Source organism: Tumidithrix helvetica PCC 7403 (genome assembly GCF_965232925.1).
In the GTDB taxonomy this organism is placed as follows: Bacteria; Cyanobacteriota; Cyanobacteriia; order Pseudanabaenales; family Pseudanabaenaceae; genus Tumidithrix; species Tumidithrix helvetica.
The window spans coordinates 77,423-93,107 of record NZ_CBDDRA010000004.1; the positions used below are offsets into that span (position 1 = coordinate 77,423).

The 15,685-nt window shown below is 45.2% G+C and carries 16 protein-coding genes; 13 read left to right on the forward strand and 3 right to left on the reverse strand.

Going from position 1 to position 15,685, the window contains the following annotated elements:
- The first annotated feature begins 77 nt into the window (after positions 1–77).
- The 9 genes from ACP2WE_RS05255 (at position 78) to cpcD (ending at position 8,375) form a co-directional block, all read left to right on the forward strand.
- Positions 78–1,523, forward strand: coding sequence for an ATP-binding protein (locus tag ACP2WE_RS05255; RefSeq protein WP_425214539.1), 1,446 nt, complete (start codon positions 78–80; stop codon positions 1,521–1,523).
- Between the two features lie 24 nt (positions 1,524–1,547).
- Positions 1,548–1,928 carry a response regulator gene (locus ACP2WE_RS05260; RefSeq protein WP_425214540.1) on the forward strand — a complete coding sequence of 127 codons (381 nt, stop codon included), beginning with the start codon at positions 1,548–1,550 and terminating at the stop codon, positions 1,926–1,928.
- Positions 1,929–1,930: 2 nt separating this feature from the next.
- Positions 1,931–3,490: a response regulator gene (locus ACP2WE_RS05265; protein WP_425214541.1), complete on the forward strand. Its 1,560-nt coding sequence runs from the start codon at positions 1,931–1,933 to the stop codon at positions 3,488–3,490.
- Between the two features lie 114 nt (positions 3,491–3,604).
- Positions 3,605–4,345: a phycocyanobilin:ferredoxin oxidoreductase gene (locus ACP2WE_RS05270; protein ID WP_425214542.1), complete on the forward strand. Its 741-nt coding sequence runs from the start codon at positions 3,605–3,607 to the stop codon at positions 4,343–4,345.
- A gap of 645 nt (positions 4,346–4,990) precedes the next feature.
- Entirely contained in the window at positions 4,991–5,509 is a 519-nt protein-coding gene (gene cpcB, locus ACP2WE_RS05275) for a C-phycocyanin subunit beta (protein WP_425214543.1), read from the forward strand.
- A gap of 105 nt (positions 5,510–5,614) precedes the next feature.
- Positions 5,615–6,103, forward strand: a complete 489-nt coding sequence (locus ACP2WE_RS05280) for a bilin-binding protein (RefSeq protein WP_425214544.1) — start codon at positions 5,615–5,617, stop codon at positions 6,101–6,103.
- A gap of 129 nt (positions 6,104–6,232) precedes the next feature.
- The gene (locus ACP2WE_RS05285; protein WP_425214545.1) at positions 6,233–7,051 is read left to right on the forward strand and encodes a phycobilisome rod-core linker polypeptide; all 819 of its coding nucleotides are present in this window, start codon (positions 6,233–6,235) and stop codon (positions 7,049–7,051) included.
- A gap of 117 nt (positions 7,052–7,168) precedes the next feature.
- Positions 7,169–8,035: a phycobilisome rod-core linker polypeptide gene (locus ACP2WE_RS05290; RefSeq protein ID WP_425214546.1), complete on the forward strand. Its 867-nt coding sequence runs from the start codon at positions 7,169–7,171 to the stop codon at positions 8,033–8,035.
- A gap of 88 nt (positions 8,036–8,123) precedes the next feature.
- Positions 8,124–8,375 carry a rod-capping linker protein CpcD gene (gene cpcD, locus ACP2WE_RS05295; protein WP_503473941.1) on the forward strand — a complete coding sequence of 84 codons (252 nt, stop codon included), beginning with the start codon at positions 8,124–8,126 and terminating at the stop codon, positions 8,373–8,375.
- A 98-nt stretch (positions 8,376–8,473) separates the two neighbouring features.
- On the opposite strand, the gene ACP2WE_RS05300 is transcribed toward cpcD, so the two are convergent.
- On the reverse strand, positions 8,474–8,929 hold the full coding sequence (locus ACP2WE_RS05300) for a GTP pyrophosphokinase (RefSeq protein WP_425214547.1): 456 nt from the start codon (positions 8,927–8,929) through the stop codon (positions 8,474–8,476).
- Between the two features lie 159 nt (positions 8,930–9,088).
- Positions 9,089–10,168, reverse strand: coding sequence for a class II fructose-bisphosphate aldolase (fba, locus tag ACP2WE_RS05305; RefSeq protein WP_425214548.1), 1,080 nt, complete (start codon positions 10,166–10,168; stop codon positions 9,089–9,091).
- A 220-nt stretch (positions 10,169–10,388) separates the two neighbouring features.
- Between fba and ACP2WE_RS05310 the strand changes: the two genes are divergently transcribed.
- Together ACP2WE_RS05310 and ACP2WE_RS05315 are read left to right on the forward strand one after the other, a co-directional pair.
- Positions 10,389–11,873: a glycoside hydrolase family protein gene (locus ACP2WE_RS05310; RefSeq protein ID WP_425214549.1), complete on the forward strand. Its 1,485-nt coding sequence runs from the start codon at positions 10,389–10,391 to the stop codon at positions 11,871–11,873.
- Between the two features lie 181 nt (positions 11,874–12,054).
- Entirely contained in the window at positions 12,055–12,753 is a 699-nt protein-coding gene (locus ACP2WE_RS05315; RefSeq protein WP_425214550.1) for a PHP domain-containing protein, read from the forward strand.
- Positions 12,754–12,936: 183 nt separating this feature from the next.
- Here ACP2WE_RS05315 and ACP2WE_RS05320 read toward each other — a convergent pair whose 3' ends face one another.
- Positions 12,937–13,518, reverse strand: coding sequence for a pentapeptide repeat-containing protein (locus ACP2WE_RS05320; RefSeq protein WP_425214551.1), 582 nt, complete (start codon positions 13,516–13,518; stop codon positions 12,937–12,939).
- Between the two features lie 404 nt (positions 13,519–13,922).
- On the opposite strand from ACP2WE_RS05320, the gene ACP2WE_RS05325 reads away from it, so the two are divergent.
- Together ACP2WE_RS05325 and ACP2WE_RS05330 are read left to right on the forward strand one after the other, a co-directional pair.
- Complete coding sequence (locus tag ACP2WE_RS05325) at positions 13,923–14,318, forward strand: hypothetical protein (RefSeq protein ID WP_425214552.1); 396 nt, start codon at positions 13,923–13,925, stop codon at positions 14,316–14,318.
- 90 nt (positions 14,319–14,408) lie between these two features.
- Positions 14,409–15,668, forward strand: coding sequence for a molybdopterin molybdotransferase MoeA (locus tag ACP2WE_RS05330; protein WP_425214553.1), 1,260 nt, complete (start codon positions 14,409–14,411; stop codon positions 15,666–15,668).
- The last annotated feature ends 17 nt before the right edge of the window (positions 15,669–15,685 follow it).

Below are 15,685 nucleotides of genomic sequence, written 5' to 3' on the forward strand. Positions count from 1 at the left end.
ATAGCAGCACAAGTCGCTACACATTATTCTGCTCACCTTCTAAGATGAAGATAACCGAACCTAAAGCGAGCGCTGCAATGTCTAACCGTAAGGTCTCAAGCCAAACATCTCAGAAACGCAATCAAAAGCCTGATTCAACAAATTCGGCTCGGGTGGAAGACATTTTATGGCTACAACAGCAACGGTTTAATTTGATTGCCGAGGTCACGCTTAAGATTCAACAATCGTTGCCGTTTCAGGAGATTTTGCAAGCGACAGTGACGGGAGCACAACATATTTTACGCGCAGAGCGGGTATCGCTCTATCAAGTTTTGCCTAAGGGAACGGGTAAAGTAATTTGTGAAGCTGTTTTGTCCAATTATCCTGCGCTCTTAGATCTAGAGTTTCCTAAAGAACTATTCCCAGTAGAAGATCGGCAACTTTATGCTGGGGGACATGTGCGAGCGATCGCTGACGTTCGTGCCACAAATGAGGGTCTGCCCGCTTGCGTCGTCGAATTTTGCGATCGATACAATATCAAAGCCCAACTGATTGTGCCGATTTGGCAAAACCAAAATTTTTGCCAACAAAACCAATCCCATTCTCAAAATCCATTATGGGGATTTTTGATCGCTCATCGTTGCGATCGCTCGCACCAGTGGGTAGATTTTGAATTAGAACTGATGCAACAGCTAGCCTATCAAATTAGTATTGCACTGGCTCAGGCTCAGCTATTAGAACATCTAGAAGAGACTCTGGAAGCTCATAAAGTCAATTTGCAGGAAGTAAACCGCAGCCTTGAACGGGAAATTAGCGCTCGGATGCGATCGGAAGAATCACTTCTAAGAAGTGACGAATTTATCGCTGAACTCAGTCATGAATTACGAAATCCCTTAACCTCTTTACAGAGCACTCTAAAGCTCTTAGACACAGGGCAATTGGGAACTATAGAAGGGCGACAAATGCTGGAAATAGCCAATAAGAACGCAGAACGGTTAGTTCGTTTGGTGCATAATCTTCTCGATTTACAGCGAATTAAGTCAGAAGACTTCAAGATGGAAAAACAAGCCTGTAATGCCTCCACCTTAATGATTCACGCAGTTGAGATGATGCAACCCATGGCACAACAATATGGGGTTGTTCTGGCAGTAAAACCCGTAGATATTCAAATTTTGGTTGACTCCGATTCCATTATCCAAGTGTTGATCAATCTCCTTAGTAATGCAATCAAATTTTCATTCCATGGGGGTACGGTTTGGTTAAACATTGAGTGTAAAGAGGACAAAAAAGATGGAGAGATCGATCGAGAAGTTCTATTCTGTATTTGCGATCGAGGTCATGGAATTCCATCAGATAAGCTCGAAATTGTCTTTGAACGATTTCAACAGGTGGACTTATCGGAATCAAGACGAAAGGGGGGGACAGGTTTAGGTCTTGCGATCTGCCGTAAAATTATCGAACGCCATGGGGGTAGAATTTGGGTAGAAAGCAATCTAGGCAAAGGCAGTTCTTTCTTCTTTACCCTGCCATTATTGAATGCATAATTCACCACTAAAAGTTGAAAAACTATGCCAACCAAACGAATTTTGATTGTGGATGACGAAGAAAGCATTCAAATTGTCGTGCAATTTGGTATCCAAATGATGACAGATTGGGAAGTGCTGACAGCTAGTTCGGGCTCCGAAGGCATCCAAACTGCTCGTACAGAGAGACCCGATGCAATCTTATTGGATGCGATCATGCCAGATATGGATGGCATCGCTACCTTTCATGCACTTCATTCATATCCCGAAACCGCAAAGATTCCTGTGGTTTTTTTAACTGCTAAAGCCCAAACTTCTGACCAGCAAAAGTTTAGTGATTTGGGCGTTAGCGGTGTAATTACCAAGCCCTTTAATTCCCTCGATCTGCCCGATCGCATTGTCAAACTGCTCGACTGGTCGTTATAACCATGAAGATATTACTAGTAGAAGACGATGAGGCATTAATCGCCATATTAACAAAGAATCTAACGACACAGCATTATATTGTCGATGTTGTCAAAGACGGTGAAGCGGGTTGGATCTATGGGTCAACGTTTGAGTACGACCTCATACTACTGGACATCATGTTACCTAAGTTAGATGGTATTCGCTTATGCCAGCGTTTTCGGGCAGAAGGATATACAACACCCATTCTTTTACTTACAGCTCAAAATTCCTGCACGGCTAAGGTAAATGGACTAGATGCAGGTGCTGATGACTATGTAGTCAAGCCGTTTGATGCGCCAGAACTGATCGCTCGCATTCGGGCATTACTACGTCGGAGCCAAGTAAATTCTTTTCCTCTACTCACATGGGGCGAGTTGCTCCTCAATCCCGGAACCTGTGAAGTTTCCTATAATAGCCAACCCCTCACGCTTACGAATAAAGAGTATGAATTATTAGACCTCATGATGCGAGATAGTCAGCATTTGCTCAGTGCGGATGAGATTCTCGATCGCCTATGGTCCTCAGATGAATTTCCATCTGAGGCAACCGTGCGATCTCATATTCGACGGTTACGACAAAAATTAGTCTCAGTGGGCGCTCCATCCGATTTTATTACCACTGTACATGGTCGCGGCTATTGCCTAAAAGCGCAGGAACCACAAGGGGAAGAACAGTCGGAGGTGATGACATCTTCGGAGATAGAACCGCTCGATTCTCTAGCTGAAGTTACGGGAATTATAGGCGATCGCTCTTCAGAGCAACAGGCAAAATATTTGACATTCCTAAATCAGCTTTGGAATACTAGCAAGGCTCAATGTCTAGAGCAATTGGGAACATTATTGCATGTTCTGCAAGCGTTACAGTCTGGTATATGTACCCAACAACTACAAACACAGGCGCAACAAACTGCGCACAAATTAGCAGGAACCTTGGGTACATTGGGGTTGACTCTAGGAATGCAACTAGCGCATCAATTAGAAGGTTTGCTAGGGAGTCAGCTACCCATGCCTGTGCAACGAGTAGAAATGCTGTCAGCTCTACTCATTGCTTTAGAACAGGCTATTCAAAACACCAACTCGATTTATCGTGCGCCTGCCGCAGCGATCGCTTCTATGCCTCCCTCGATATCATCTCCAGTAGGCGATCGGGTAAACATGGGAACCAAGGTCATGATTGTAGATGATGATATTGAATACCTGCGATCGCTACCGCAACTACTTGAACCTTGGGGATTTAGCGTGACAACCTTGGCGGATCCGCTGGAATTTTGGCCCGTGATACAAGCAATGTCGCCTGATGTACTGGTGTTGGATATAAATATGCCTCATATCAACGGAATTGAACTTTGCCAAGCGCTAAGAAGCAATTTAACTTGGCGGCGCTTACCTGTTTTATTTCTGAGTGTCATGACGGACGCAAATACGCAGAACCTCGCCTTCAGCGCTGGTGCTGATGACTATTTATGCAAACCTGTTGTGGGGAAAGACCTTGCAAATCGAATTCTCAATCGTCTTCAGCGTGTGAGTGCTTGGGCAGAGTAGTCTTGTATTTTCAACTATATTTTTACTTTATTTCCCGATCTCACAGATTTTGAATAGACCATAAGTCAGTGTAAAGTAACAATGCTGTCTTTAAAATTAATGGGATAAAAACGCATGGCTCCATCTATGCAATCTTCACTGCGCGAACAACAATATCCTCTGATTCATCATTTAGCCAATTGTATTGAAGATGTGTGGCGGGAATACCTAGAGTTATCTCCCTACCAAGTTCCTAGTGATTTAGGATACATTGAGGGTTTCCTAGAAGGAGAACGATTGGTGATTGAAAATCATTGCTATCAGACACCGCAGTTTCGCAAACTTCATTTAGAACTTGCAAAAGTTGGGAATGGATTAGATATTTTGCACTGTGTCATGTTCCCTAATCCTGAATATGCGATTCCAATTTTTGGAGCGGATCTAGTGGGCGGAAAAGCTGGCATCAGTGCCGCGATCGCCGATCTATCCCCCATTCATTCCGATCGCACTTTACCTCAAAGTTACCATGATGCCCTGTCAAGTTTGCCAACAGCAACCTTCTCCCAACCGCGTGACTTACCCGAGTGGGGTGATATCTTTTCAGAATTCTGTCTGTTTGTGCGTCCAGTCGGAGAAGAAGAAGAAAAAATATTTTTATCGCGCGTGCGGGACTTTTTAACCTTGCATTGTCAACTTGCGATCGCTACAACACCTTTGACCGCACAACTTGAAATCGATGGAGTCCTTACAGGACAACGGTATTATTGCCAAAAGCAGCAAAAGAACGATAAGACACGACGAGTTTTAGAAAAGTCATTTGGTGCGGAATGGGCTGAACGTTACATGACTACCATGCTCTTTGACTATGTTGCCTAGAGAGTTAGACAGTGTGGTTTGGCTGATGCTCATTGTCAAACCCTTTCTTTGAGAAATTAAGCGTTAAAGCCTGCTAAAACATTGAGACTTGGCAGTATCTAGGTATTTCTTCTCAATCAAGTCAAGGAGCGACCCCTGAAATGTTAAGAAGTGAAACCAAATGCGAAGATACGTTAACAAAACAAATCAATTCAAAAATATCTGAATCGATTGATACATAAAAGGTAGAGGCTCTTCTTAATATTATTTAATTATTTAAATCGAGGAAGTGTTTAAATTTGCACAAAGTTTGCACAAATAGCTTGCTTTAATCAGCATTAATCCAGAAGCCACTGAACCCAAAACTTTTGACAGTCAAGGGTTAGGTTACTTAGGTTACTTAGATGAAACATCTAATGAGTCTTTGAAATCTATTTGTGATGGATATTTAACATTAATAATTTTTATATTAATTTATCGAGCTTTGTAATTGGTTGTGCTGAACCATCAGGCAATGTTAGAGCTAAGCTAATTAGTTCTTTCCCAGTGTGAAGAAATTCGCAAATGGTCGCCTGCATCGTTCGCTAAATCTCTTAGCTCAATATCCAAATCAACAGCTCGGCTTGGAATCCCTTCTTAATTCATGTCAAAACAGGAGATTTATTAATGCTAGACGCTTTTACTAAAGTGGTTGCTCAGGCAGATACTCGTGGTGCTTTTGTTAGCGATGCTCAAATCGATGCGTTGAAAGCAATGGTTGCAGATGGCAACAAGCGCATGGACACAGTAAACCGCATTACCGCTAACTCATCGGCAATTGTTGCTAATGCAGCTCGTTCTTTGTTCGACGAACAGCCTCAGTTGATCGCACCAGGTGGTAACGCTTACACCCATCGTCGTATGGCAGCTTGCTTGCGTGACATGGAAATCGTTCTTCGCTATGTTACCTATGCAATCTTCACTGGAGACTCCAGCGTTCTTGACGATCGTTGCCTCAACGGTTTGCGCGAAACCTACAGTGCATTGGGCGTACCTGGTGGTTCAGTAGCAGCAGGCGTTGCCAAAATGAAAGACGCAGCAATCGCTATTGCTAACGACACCAACGGCATCACCCGTGGCGACTGCAGCTCCTTGATGGCTGAAGTAGCTGGTTACTTCGATCGCGCAGCAGCAGCTGTCGGCTAATCATTAGTTGACTCAAACTGAAGTCAATTTCCTGAATTGCTTGCAATTCACTGCATTTAAAAATTCACTACTTTTTATTTTTACAATTAAGAGGACAATTAGGGTATGAAAACCACTTTAACCGAAGCGGTATCAGCAGCAGATTCTCAAGGACGCTTTCTCAGCACAACCGAAATGCAAACCGCTTATGGTCGCCTCCGCACGGCTTCCGCTGCCCTTGACGCTGCCAAAGTTTTGAGCAGCAAGGCACAAAGCCTAGCTGATGCAGCTGCAAACGCAGTTTACTCAAAATTCCCTTACACCACTTCTATGTCTGGTGACAACTATGCTTCTACCCCTCGCGGTAAAGCAAAGTGCGCTCGTGACATCGGCTACTACATCCGCATGATCTCCTACTGCCTAATTGCTGGCAGCACAGGTCCTATGGATGACTACCTCATCAGCGGTCTAGCTGAAATCAACGCTACCTTTGAATTGTCTCCTAGCTGGTATGTAGAAGCTCTGAAGTCAGTTAAAGCTGGTCATGGTATCTCTGGAGATGCAGGTTTGGAAGCTAACTCCTACATCGACTATGCTATCAACGCCCTAAGCTAAGGGTTACTTCTCGCCCAGAACAATAGAATCTTGTTGGTGTTCGACTTCTTAATAGAGGATTTCGATTCATCTGCAATGCTCTAGAGTTCTGGGCATATTGTTTCCTTTCAACTATTAAGGAGCTTAGATATGACAAGTTCAATGTCAGCTGTACAGTTGGGATTTGAGCCGTTTGCCAGTGCATCTCCAGTTGAACTGCGTGCAGGTTGGAGTGATTCTGATGTTAAGAGTGTTATTGCTGCTGCCTATCGGCAGGTTTTCGGCAACGACCATATTATGAAGTCAGAACGCTTAATCAGCGCTGAGTCTCAGCTGACTAGGGGTATAATCACCGTTCAAGGTTTTGTAAGAGCCTTAGCTCAATCAGAACTTTATCGGACAAAGTTTTTTTCTTCAACTCCCCAAGTTCGATTTATTGAATTAAATTATAAACATCTTTTGGGTCGCGCTCCTATTGATGAAGCGGAGATTAGCTATCACGTCAATCTCTATATTGAAAAAGGATACGAAGCAGAGATAAATTCCTACTTTGATTCACTAGAATATCAAGAAAACTTTGGCGAAGCGACTGTTCCCTATTTCCGAGGATTTGAGACTCTACGCGGTCAAAAAACCGTGAGTTTCAACCGCATGTTTCAGCTTTATCGTGGTTATGCTAATAGCGATCGCGCTCAAGGCAAAAACAAATCGACTTGGCTGACCAGCGATCTCGCTCATAATTCAGCGAACGCAATTCGCACTCCAAGCTTTGGTAAGGGTCTAGCTGGTGCAACCGGCGGTGATCGCGGCCAAATTTATCGGGTGCAATTTACTCAAGCCGATCGTGGACGGACTACTCAAATTCGTCGTAGTGTAAGTGAGTGTTTGGTTCCTTACGACCAACTCACACCTACAATGCAAAGGTTAACCCAACGCGGCAGTCGCATTACGCAGGTTTCTCCTGCTTAGCACCTTCTGCACCGAACCATTGAGAATTTCAATCACTTAACTCAGGGCAAAGAAGTTTCTCAAGTAGCGCTTCGAGTTTGTCCTGAGTTAAGTTTAAATAAGAAAGGAGAATAGCCTGTGGTGATTACAAATGCTGCTTCCCGCCTGGGAACTAGTGCTTTTAGCAATAGCAGCCCAACTGAACTCCGTCCAAACTGGACGCCTGAGGATGCCCAAGTCGTGATTAATGCGGTTTATCGGCATGTATTGGGAAATGACTATATCATGGCAGTGGAGCGTTTGGTCGGTCCTGAGTCTTTGCTGAAGAATGGTCAAATCACCGTGCGTGATTTTGTCCGTGCTGTTGCCAAGTCAGACTTGTACAAAACCAAATTTCTCTATCCAAATTTCCAAACTCGTGTCATCGAATTAAACTTCAAGCACCTATTGGGACGTGCGCCCAATGGTGAAGCTGAAGTAATTGAGCATCTAGATCGCTATCAAAATGAGGGCTTTGATGCAGACATCGATTCCTATATCGACTCTGCTGAATACGAAGCAAACTTTGGCGATGCGATTGTGCCTTACTATCGCGCCTTTGAGTACCAAGTCGGTCAAACTGGTACTGCCTTTTCTCGGATATTTCGCCTCTATCGCGGCTATGCCAACAGCGATCGCTCGCAAGTTGAAGGAAGCAGTTCTCGCCTAGCGGCTGAGCTTGCCCAAAATAGTGCCTCTGCGATCGTCGGTGCTTCTGGTGGCAGTGAAGGATGGGCTTACCGTCCCTCTAAACAAGGTGTCATGCCTAACCATGTCTTTGGTCGTACCTCTGCGGGTTCCACCGATCGTCTCTATCGGATTGAAGTGTCAGGAATTTCTCTGCCCAGATATCCTAAAGTACGTCGTAGCAACAAAGAGTTTATTGTTCCTTACGAGCAATTAACACCTACGCTCCAGCAGATTAAGAAACTAGGTGGCAAAGTTGCAAGTGTAACCATTGCCTAATAAAAACCTCTTACGAGTTCTTGGCGATCGGTATTGCTAATTGCTAAGAACTCGTAAGAGATCTCAGCATTTTTAACTTTTTTACTTGATACTTGGAAGATCTGTATTTATGATAAGCTCTACCTCTACCGCAGATAATCGTATCTTTGTCTACGAAGTGACAGGATTGCGTCAAAATCAACAAACAGAAAACAATAACTTTCAAATTCGTAACAGCGGAAGTGTTTTCGTGAACGTGCCTTACAACCGCATGAACGAGCAAATGCAGAGCATTACTCGTGCTGGCGGCACAATTGTAAGCATTCGCCCCTTAAGCGAGCATTTGGCTGCAAACGCATAATAGTCTTAGTCATCTCAATTGGTACATCCATAAAGACCCTTTGCCTATATAGGCAAAGGGTCTTTATGGGTTTAAAGGGAAGAACCATCGATCGCAAATTACTGTAACGCCGCGCGAAGTTTGCTTAAAACTTTTTTATACTTCTCAATGCGTTGAAAATCCACTGCAGTCGGATGGGCAATGCGCCCGATATCGAGGTTATGGGTGACATCGGCAATCTTGACCCGCAAGGCGATCGGGTTCGCAATCACGCGTTCTAAGTAAGTTTCATAGGCTTCGCCTTGTATTTTGGTAATCGCCGCGATCGCTTCTATGAGAATCTCAGGCAATCCTTCACTTCTGAGATTCTCAAATGTAAGCTCAGAATCTTCGATCGCATCATGCAGAACCGCTACGATTTTCTCCTCTAAAGAATTCACCTTATCCATTACAAACAAGGGATGATCGAGATAGGGCTTGCCTGCCTTATCCACTTGTCCCTCATGGGCTTTTGCGGCAATGGTGATCGCGCGTTGAAGCAATGATTTGTACTCTGAACTTGTCTTTGAAACCATAGATTGCTCCGATAGCGGGCTGATCGTAGAACCGACAAAAACAAAAAGGAAGATTAGAGACCTATTGATTTCCCTCTAATCTTCCTCAAATTGTATATCTCTACGGCAGGTTTAAGTAGTCAATTCGATGGAATCAACTACTATCTGAATCCGAGAAATCTATGCATTGGCAACTTCGCGGGTGACTTGATTCAATTCGCCTTTAGCATACTTCGTGGCGTAGATAGCCAATGTTGCAGGCTTGATCTTGCTGCCGTGACCAGCGCTACCAAAAGAGATATAGCGATCGCTACATACCTTTTGAGCGTATTTGATCGATGGCTTGAGGAAGTGGCGAGGATCGAATTCAGCAGGATTTGCTGCTAGAGCTTCACGTACAGCACCTGTGATTGCCAAACGTAGGTCAGTGTCGATATTGATCTTACGAACACCGCTCTTGATACCGCGTTGAATTTCTTCAACAGGTACACCGTAGGTTTCGCGAATTGCACCACCATATTGGTTGATCAGTTGCAGCAGATCTTCAGGAACTGAGGAAGAACCATGCATGACCAAGTGGGTGTTAGGCAAACGACGGTGAATTTCAGCAATGCGATCCATTGCCAAGATTTCGCCTGTGGGCTTGCGGGTAAATTTGTAAGCACCATGGCTAGTACCGATCGCTACGGCTAGCGCATCAACTTGGGTTTTTTCGACAAAGTCAACAGCTTGGGCTGGATCGGTCAAAAGTTGAGAATGGTCGAGTTTGCCTTCGAAACCGTGGCCATCTTCAGCTTCACCCATACCTGTTTCGAGAGAGCCTAGGCAACCGAGTTCACCTTCAACGCTGACGCCGATAGCATGGGCAACCTTAACAACTTCACTGGTTACAGCTACGTTGTATTCATAGCTCGCAGGAGTTTTGGCATCTGCTTCGAGTGAGCCGTCCATCATTACGCTCGTAAACCCATTACTTACTGCCGAGTAGCAAGTTGCTGCGCTATTGCCGTGATCTTGGTGCATGGCAACAGGAATGTCAGGATAGGTTTCGACCGCAGCTAAGATCAGGTGTCTCAAGAAAATATCACCTGCATAGCTACGCGCTCCACGGGAGGCTTGCAAAATTACAGGGCTGTCGGTTTCTGCCGCAGCTTGCATAATTGCCTTAACCTGCTCCATGTTGTTGACATTATATGCAGCGATACCATATCCATTCTCAGCTGCATGATCGAGCATCTGCCGCATGGGTATAAGAGCCATATGAGATATCTCCTAAAGTTTTTTTGTAGTCGTATTGAGTTGCTTAGTCATAATCTTAAAACATTTTGAAGAAGATATGTCTTGATTAATACTTTGTCCTTTGAAGCTCATATAGATGGTTCAATACTTGCATCGCTCTTGATATCTAATTTATAGACGCTTAAAATTCAGCCTTGCAAAACTCGACGAAAGCCCAAATATCTCTGTAATGACGCTAGTAATGACTAAAGTAACGAAAAGATTGCCTTTCCTTGTGACCCGTTTCGTTCGTGCTGTAGTAGCTTGTAGTGCCTCCTTAGGAATCACTGGGTTAGCTAGTAGTGGCTTTCTCTATTTAACGAGTGTTTTAGCCAGTGAGGTTCATGCTGAGACCTTTTGTCGTATTGACCCACAGCAGATTGTCCTCAAGGCAAATTTATTGCAAGCAGCCCAACTCGGCGATCGCCAAGCTGCTGAGGACTACGAGAAAATAGTAACTGCCCATGCCAACCAGTTAAGACAATGTCGTCAGCAAAGTTGGCTCCACACGCAGGCGGTATGGATGCGCGTCTATCCCTGCGATCTGCAAGCTCGGCAACTAGATCAGGTTTTAGATAATGTCGTTAATTTTGGCTACAACCGCATTTATTTGAATGTTTTTTACGACGGACGCGTCTTACTGCCATTTGGCGATAACCCTACGGTTTGGCCCTCAGTGGTAGGTCGTCAAGCAAGTAACGCCGATCTATTCGCAAAGGTGATTGTGGGGGCGCACCGTCGCGGCATTACTGTCTATGCTTGGCTGTTTGCCATGAATTTTGGACCTAGCTATGCTGCCAGATCCGATCGCCAGAGTGCGATCGCGCGCAATGGCTTTGGTGAAAGTAATCTGCAAGATCCGCGCAGCATACCAGAGGAGGCGAGGGTATCTCATGTATTTGTCGATCCTTACAATACTCAAGCCCGCGAAGATCTCCGCACCTTAGTTAGAGCTTTAGCACGGCGGCAACCCGATGGCATGGTGTTTGACTACATTCGCTATCCGCAACGCAGTGGCTCGGTGGTGAATAACGTGCGCGACCTGATGATCTATGGGGATACTTCGCTGCAAAAACTGTTTGAGCTAGCCCTCAGCGGTCAGGGACAAGAGGCGATGATTGCCTACTTAAAAAATGGCAGCGTCGGCAATCTCAAAATTCCTGCTAACGTCCCTCTATGGAAACTGCCACCCCAAATGCAACCCGTTACGAGTGCTGGGGATCTAGATCGGCAACTCTGGCAACTAGTACTCGCTCACGGTCGTAAGGGTGTGGTGGAGTTTCTAAACTACGTGAGTCAACCTGCGCGTGAGGCGGGCATTTCCACTGGTGCCGTATTTTTCCCCAAGGCACACCTTACCTATGGCAATGGTGTCGATCCGCGCTTGCAACCTTGGTTTGCATTCACAAATGTGGTGGAATGGGCACCCATGAGTTATGCCGCCTGCGGCAATGCTTCCTGCATTATTGATGAAATTACGCTAGTCATGGAAAAAGCTACGGGTAGCCAAACAATCTGCCCGATTTTGATGGGCTATTGGGGGCAAAGTAGTCCCGATCGCCTCGCGATCGAACAGCAGATCGCGGCGGTACACCAAGCCTATCCCCAACTGAGTTGCTTGAGCCATTTTGCCTATTCGTGGCTAGATTTAAACGCCGATCGCCAGCGACGAACCTGTCAGTTATAATGGAGGATTCAGCCAATTATAAAAAAATCTAGCTTGCACCTAATTCCCTTATTTCCTTAGAGCAGAATCCTTAGCGTGTTGTGGGTGGGAACTTGGTAAGCAATTATCAAGAAGAATTTGGGTAAAATTAGGGTTAAGGGGGTTAAGATAGATTAACAATTGGCAACTGTAGAGATATTTTATGGTAGCTCACACTCAGCCACAACTAAAGTCCATGTCTACGCAAGGATTGAGACAGATTTTTGCGTCCGTCGATCTATATAGCTGTCCAAATTCGCTTAATTTTCACTTACACACGGTTCATTCTGACGGCAAGATGCAGCCAGAAGATCTGATTGAACAAGCGATCGCGCTGCAACTAACCCATCTAGCCATCACCGATCACCACTCCATTGCTGGCTATCATGTTGCGCAAAGGTTTCTCAAAAACCATACCGAAGTAAATGAACATTCAGGCGTCGCGCTGCCACATCTGTGGACGGGGGTAGAAGTTAATGCCAGCCTTTTGTTTACTGAGGTGCATATTCTAGGCTACAACTTCGATCCCAACCATACTGTGATGCAACCATACCTGCAAAGTCACACCACCGCTGGCATCGATTACCAAGCCATTAATGTAATTCAAGCACTTCATCGTGCTGGGGGCTTAGCGGTTTTGGCGCACCCTGCTCGCTATCGCCGCACACCTGAGGAACTCATTCCAGCCGCCGCTGCCCTGGGGATTGATGCCGTAGAGACTTTCTATGGTTATGACAACAACGATCCTTGGCGACCTAGCCCCAAGCAAACAGAGCAGATTTATGCCCTAGTCGAGCATCACGGCTTGCTGCACACCTGCGGCACAGACTCCCATGGCTATAAAATCAGCAGGCGACTTTAAAAACAACGCCACAAGCTACCTCCACAACTGGTGGATTTTCAAATTGAACTTGAAAAGGTTTTTTTAGGTCTGCCACGTCTTTCAACTATGCTCTAATTTTTGCTAATTACCAAGTTTTTGATAATCGTATAAATTAACAAGGGTCACTTCAATATACCAATCTAAAGTGCCCAAAATACTCAATTAACCAAAACCAACATCCTCGAAGATTGCACCTCTGGTAATTAAATCTTGCTTTAGAACTTTAGAGATACCTAAATTGGAGCGAAAAATTGAATTTTTTACGATCGCACCACTGAGGTTAGCATCACTCAGATCGGCTCCACTGAAGTTAGCGCCACTGAGGTTGGCTTTACTGAGATTGGCTCCACTGAGGTTGGCTCGATAGAGGTTGTCTTCTCTCAGATCGGCTCTCATCAGATTATCACCCATCAGGTTCGCGTCTCTGAGGTCGGCTCTCATCAGATTAGCTCTCATTAGGTTGGCTCCCTTAAGATTCGCTTTACTCAGGTCGGCTAAACTCAGGTCAGCTTCACAAAGATTGGCTTTACTGAGGTTGGCATTATTGAGGCTGGCTTCGCTTAGGTTAGCTTTAAAGAGATCGGCTGCACTGAGATCGGTGTCACTGAGGTCAGCTAAACTCAGGTCGGCTAAACTAAAGTCGGTTGCACTGAGGTTAGCGGCTTTTGCCGTAAAACGTTGACCATTTTTACCCGCTGTGCGTAACCATAGCCTGTGTTGTTCTAGCTTTTGTGCGGAGTCCATCAGCAAATAGCCTCCTTTTCCAATAACTACTACTATTCTCTGAGAAACTTTGCCAAATTTAACAACTGTTGCATAAACTTTACTTGCTAATATTTGTTTGGGAATCGTCTTCAAAATTCTCAAAAATTGTACCTCTGGCAATTAAATCTCGTTTGAGAATTTCAGAAATACCAAAATTAGGTCAAAAAAGACAACTTTGATTGGTTTGGGATGTAAGCAAACCTGATGACAATCAAAAGGGATTCATTGTTGAATCGAAGCGAGGGGTCTTAGAACGCAACGAAGAATCCTGCGATCGCTTGTGGCAATGCATCATCGATAATCCATTCGCGAATAGGGGTATCACGGCGTGATAGAGTGACTGGGCGCGAACGCACATAACACCGCAAACCCCAGAGGGAAATATGAATTGGATTGCCGCTAAGATCAAGTGGATTATGCTTCTATCTGGTGCGATCACTTGCACGATGGTCTATGCTGCGATCGCGCCACAGGCAGCTCTGCAATCCATGTTTGGACAGACGCTAGAGGGTTCACTCGCCGAGATCGTCGTTCGCAATTGGGGTGCGTTGATTACCCTCGTGGGAGCGATGCTGATCTACGGTGCGTACAACTCTTCAAGCCGTACTCTGATTCTGACCGTCGCTGTGGTCAGCAAATTGATCTTCATTGGTCTAGTACTTACCCATGGCAGGCAATATCTCGGACATGTGGGCATTGCGATCGCAATCGATCTGTTGATAGTGGTACTGTTTAGCATCCACCTCATCGGTGTGCGCCCTAGTCAAGTTGACGCCTAAATTTTGCAGTAATGAATTAATCGTGCGGTTATTGAGTCTGGATCTTGAATATGTAATGATTTGACATCCTAAGCCGCAACCTACCGAATTATGCATTCTGTCTCTAGTGCCGAATCTACGATTTTAAATCTCATCCAGCCCTTTGATGCGGAGACCAATCGCGAACAGATCGAACTCATCCAAGCCTTAGGGCGAATTTTGGCAGAAGATATTAAAAGCGAACTTGACTTTCCCCATTGGGATAACTCAGCAATGGATGGCTATGCCTTTCGCCATACCGATTTAGAGGAAGTTGGAAAACTCGCGATCGCTTCCCAAGACATTCCTGCGGGGGCAACCATAGCACAGCCATTGGCAAAGGGAGAATGCATTCGCATCTTTACTGGTGGAATGCTGCCAGAGGGAGCAGACACAGTAGTGATGCAAGAAGATGTGGAGGTTATTGGGGAGTATCTCCAGTTAAAAGCACCAATTGCGAAAGGCGAATATGTGCGACATCAAGGGGAATTCTACCGATCGGGCGCGACGCTTTTAACCAAGGGAACAAAACTCACTGCCACAGATATAGGGGCTTTAGCAGCGGCTCGTTGTCAGACTGTATCGGTTTATCGTCTGCCTAAGGTGGCAATTTTTTCTACAGGCAATGAGTTAGTTAGTCTAGCGAGTAGGGAACCGCTTAAGTTAGGTGAGATTGTCGATTCCAATCAATACGCATTGGCAGCACTAGTAACGCAATCAGGGGGAATTCCTTTGCTAATGGGAGCAGTTCCCGATCGCCAAGAATCCTTAAGGTCAGCCATTGAAACCGCGATCGCTTCCGCAGATCTCATTATTTCTTCGGGTGGGGTATCTGTAGGTGACTACGATTATATCGAGCGCATTTTGGCAGAAATGGAAGCCGAGATACATGTTCAATCTGTGGGGATTAAACCGGGGAAGCCACTGACGGTTGCAACTTTCTCTTCTTGTCTGGATTCTTCTCTAACTGCTTCTGACACAAAGCATCCTCAACTTTATTTTGGCGTTCCAGGAAATCCTGTCTCGGCAATGGTGAGTTTTTGGCGATTTATTCGGGGTGCGATCGCGAAACTAGGCGGCAGCGATGCTTCCAGTTGGTATCCCCAATTTATCCTCGCGCAGACTACTAAAGACCTACATGCCCAAGGCAGGAGAGAAACCTATCTTTGGGGGCACTTAACGCAGGATGCGGGTCGAGCCATCTTTCAACCCGTCGAGAATTACAGTTCGGGCAACTTAATTAGCGTTACAGGCACCAATGCTTTGGCTGTTTTGAAAGTTAACCAGACCTATGTACCTGAAGGAGAAGTCGTTTTGGTCATGCTTGTTTAGACAACTGCCAGTAGACA

Excerpts from the sequence above, each read along its gene's own strand:
- ACP2WE_RS05255 (WP_425214539.1), top strand. The coding sequence starts at position 78 with ATGTCTAACCGTAAGGTCTCAAGCCAAACATCTCAGAAACGCAATCAA.
- ACP2WE_RS05330 (WP_425214553.1), top strand. The coding sequence starts at position 14,409 with ATGCATTCTGTCTCTAGTGCCGAATCTACGATTTTAAATCTCATCCAG.
- ACP2WE_RS05260 (WP_425214540.1), top strand. The coding sequence starts at position 1,548 with ATGCCAACCAAACGAATTTTGATTGTGGATGACGAAGAAAGCATTCAA.
- ACP2WE_RS05265 (WP_425214541.1), top strand. The coding sequence starts at position 1,931 with ATGAAGATATTACTAGTAGAAGACGATGAGGCATTAATCGCCATATTA.
- ACP2WE_RS05285 (WP_425214545.1), top strand. The coding sequence starts at position 6,233 with ATGACAAGTTCAATGTCAGCTGTACAGTTGGGATTTGAGCCGTTTGCC.
- ACP2WE_RS05280 (WP_425214544.1), top strand. The coding sequence starts at position 5,615 with ATGAAAACCACTTTAACCGAAGCGGTATCAGCAGCAGATTCTCAAGGA.
- ACP2WE_RS05270 (WP_425214542.1), top strand. The coding sequence starts at position 3,605 with ATGGCTCCATCTATGCAATCTTCACTGCGCGAACAACAATATCCTCTG.
- ACP2WE_RS05325 (WP_425214552.1), top strand. The coding sequence starts at position 13,923 with ATGAATTGGATTGCCGCTAAGATCAAGTGGATTATGCTTCTATCTGGT.
- ACP2WE_RS05320 (WP_425214551.1), bottom strand. The coding sequence starts at position 13,518 with ATGGACTCCGCACAAAAGCTAGAACAACACAGGCTATGGTTACGCACA.
- ACP2WE_RS05310 (WP_425214549.1), top strand. The coding sequence starts at position 10,389 with ATGACTAAAGTAACGAAAAGATTGCCTTTCCTTGTGACCCGTTTCGTT.
- fba (WP_425214548.1), bottom strand. The coding sequence starts at position 10,168 with ATGGCTCTTATACCCATGCGGCAGATGCTCGATCATGCAGCTGAGAAT.
- cpcB (WP_425214543.1), top strand. The coding sequence starts at position 4,991 with ATGCTAGACGCTTTTACTAAAGTGGTTGCTCAGGCAGATACTCGTGGT.
- ACP2WE_RS05300 (WP_425214547.1), bottom strand. The coding sequence starts at position 8,929 with ATGGTTTCAAAGACAAGTTCAGAGTACAAATCATTGCTTCAACGCGCG.
- ACP2WE_RS05315 (WP_425214550.1), top strand. The coding sequence starts at position 12,055 with ATGGTAGCTCACACTCAGCCACAACTAAAGTCCATGTCTACGCAAGGA.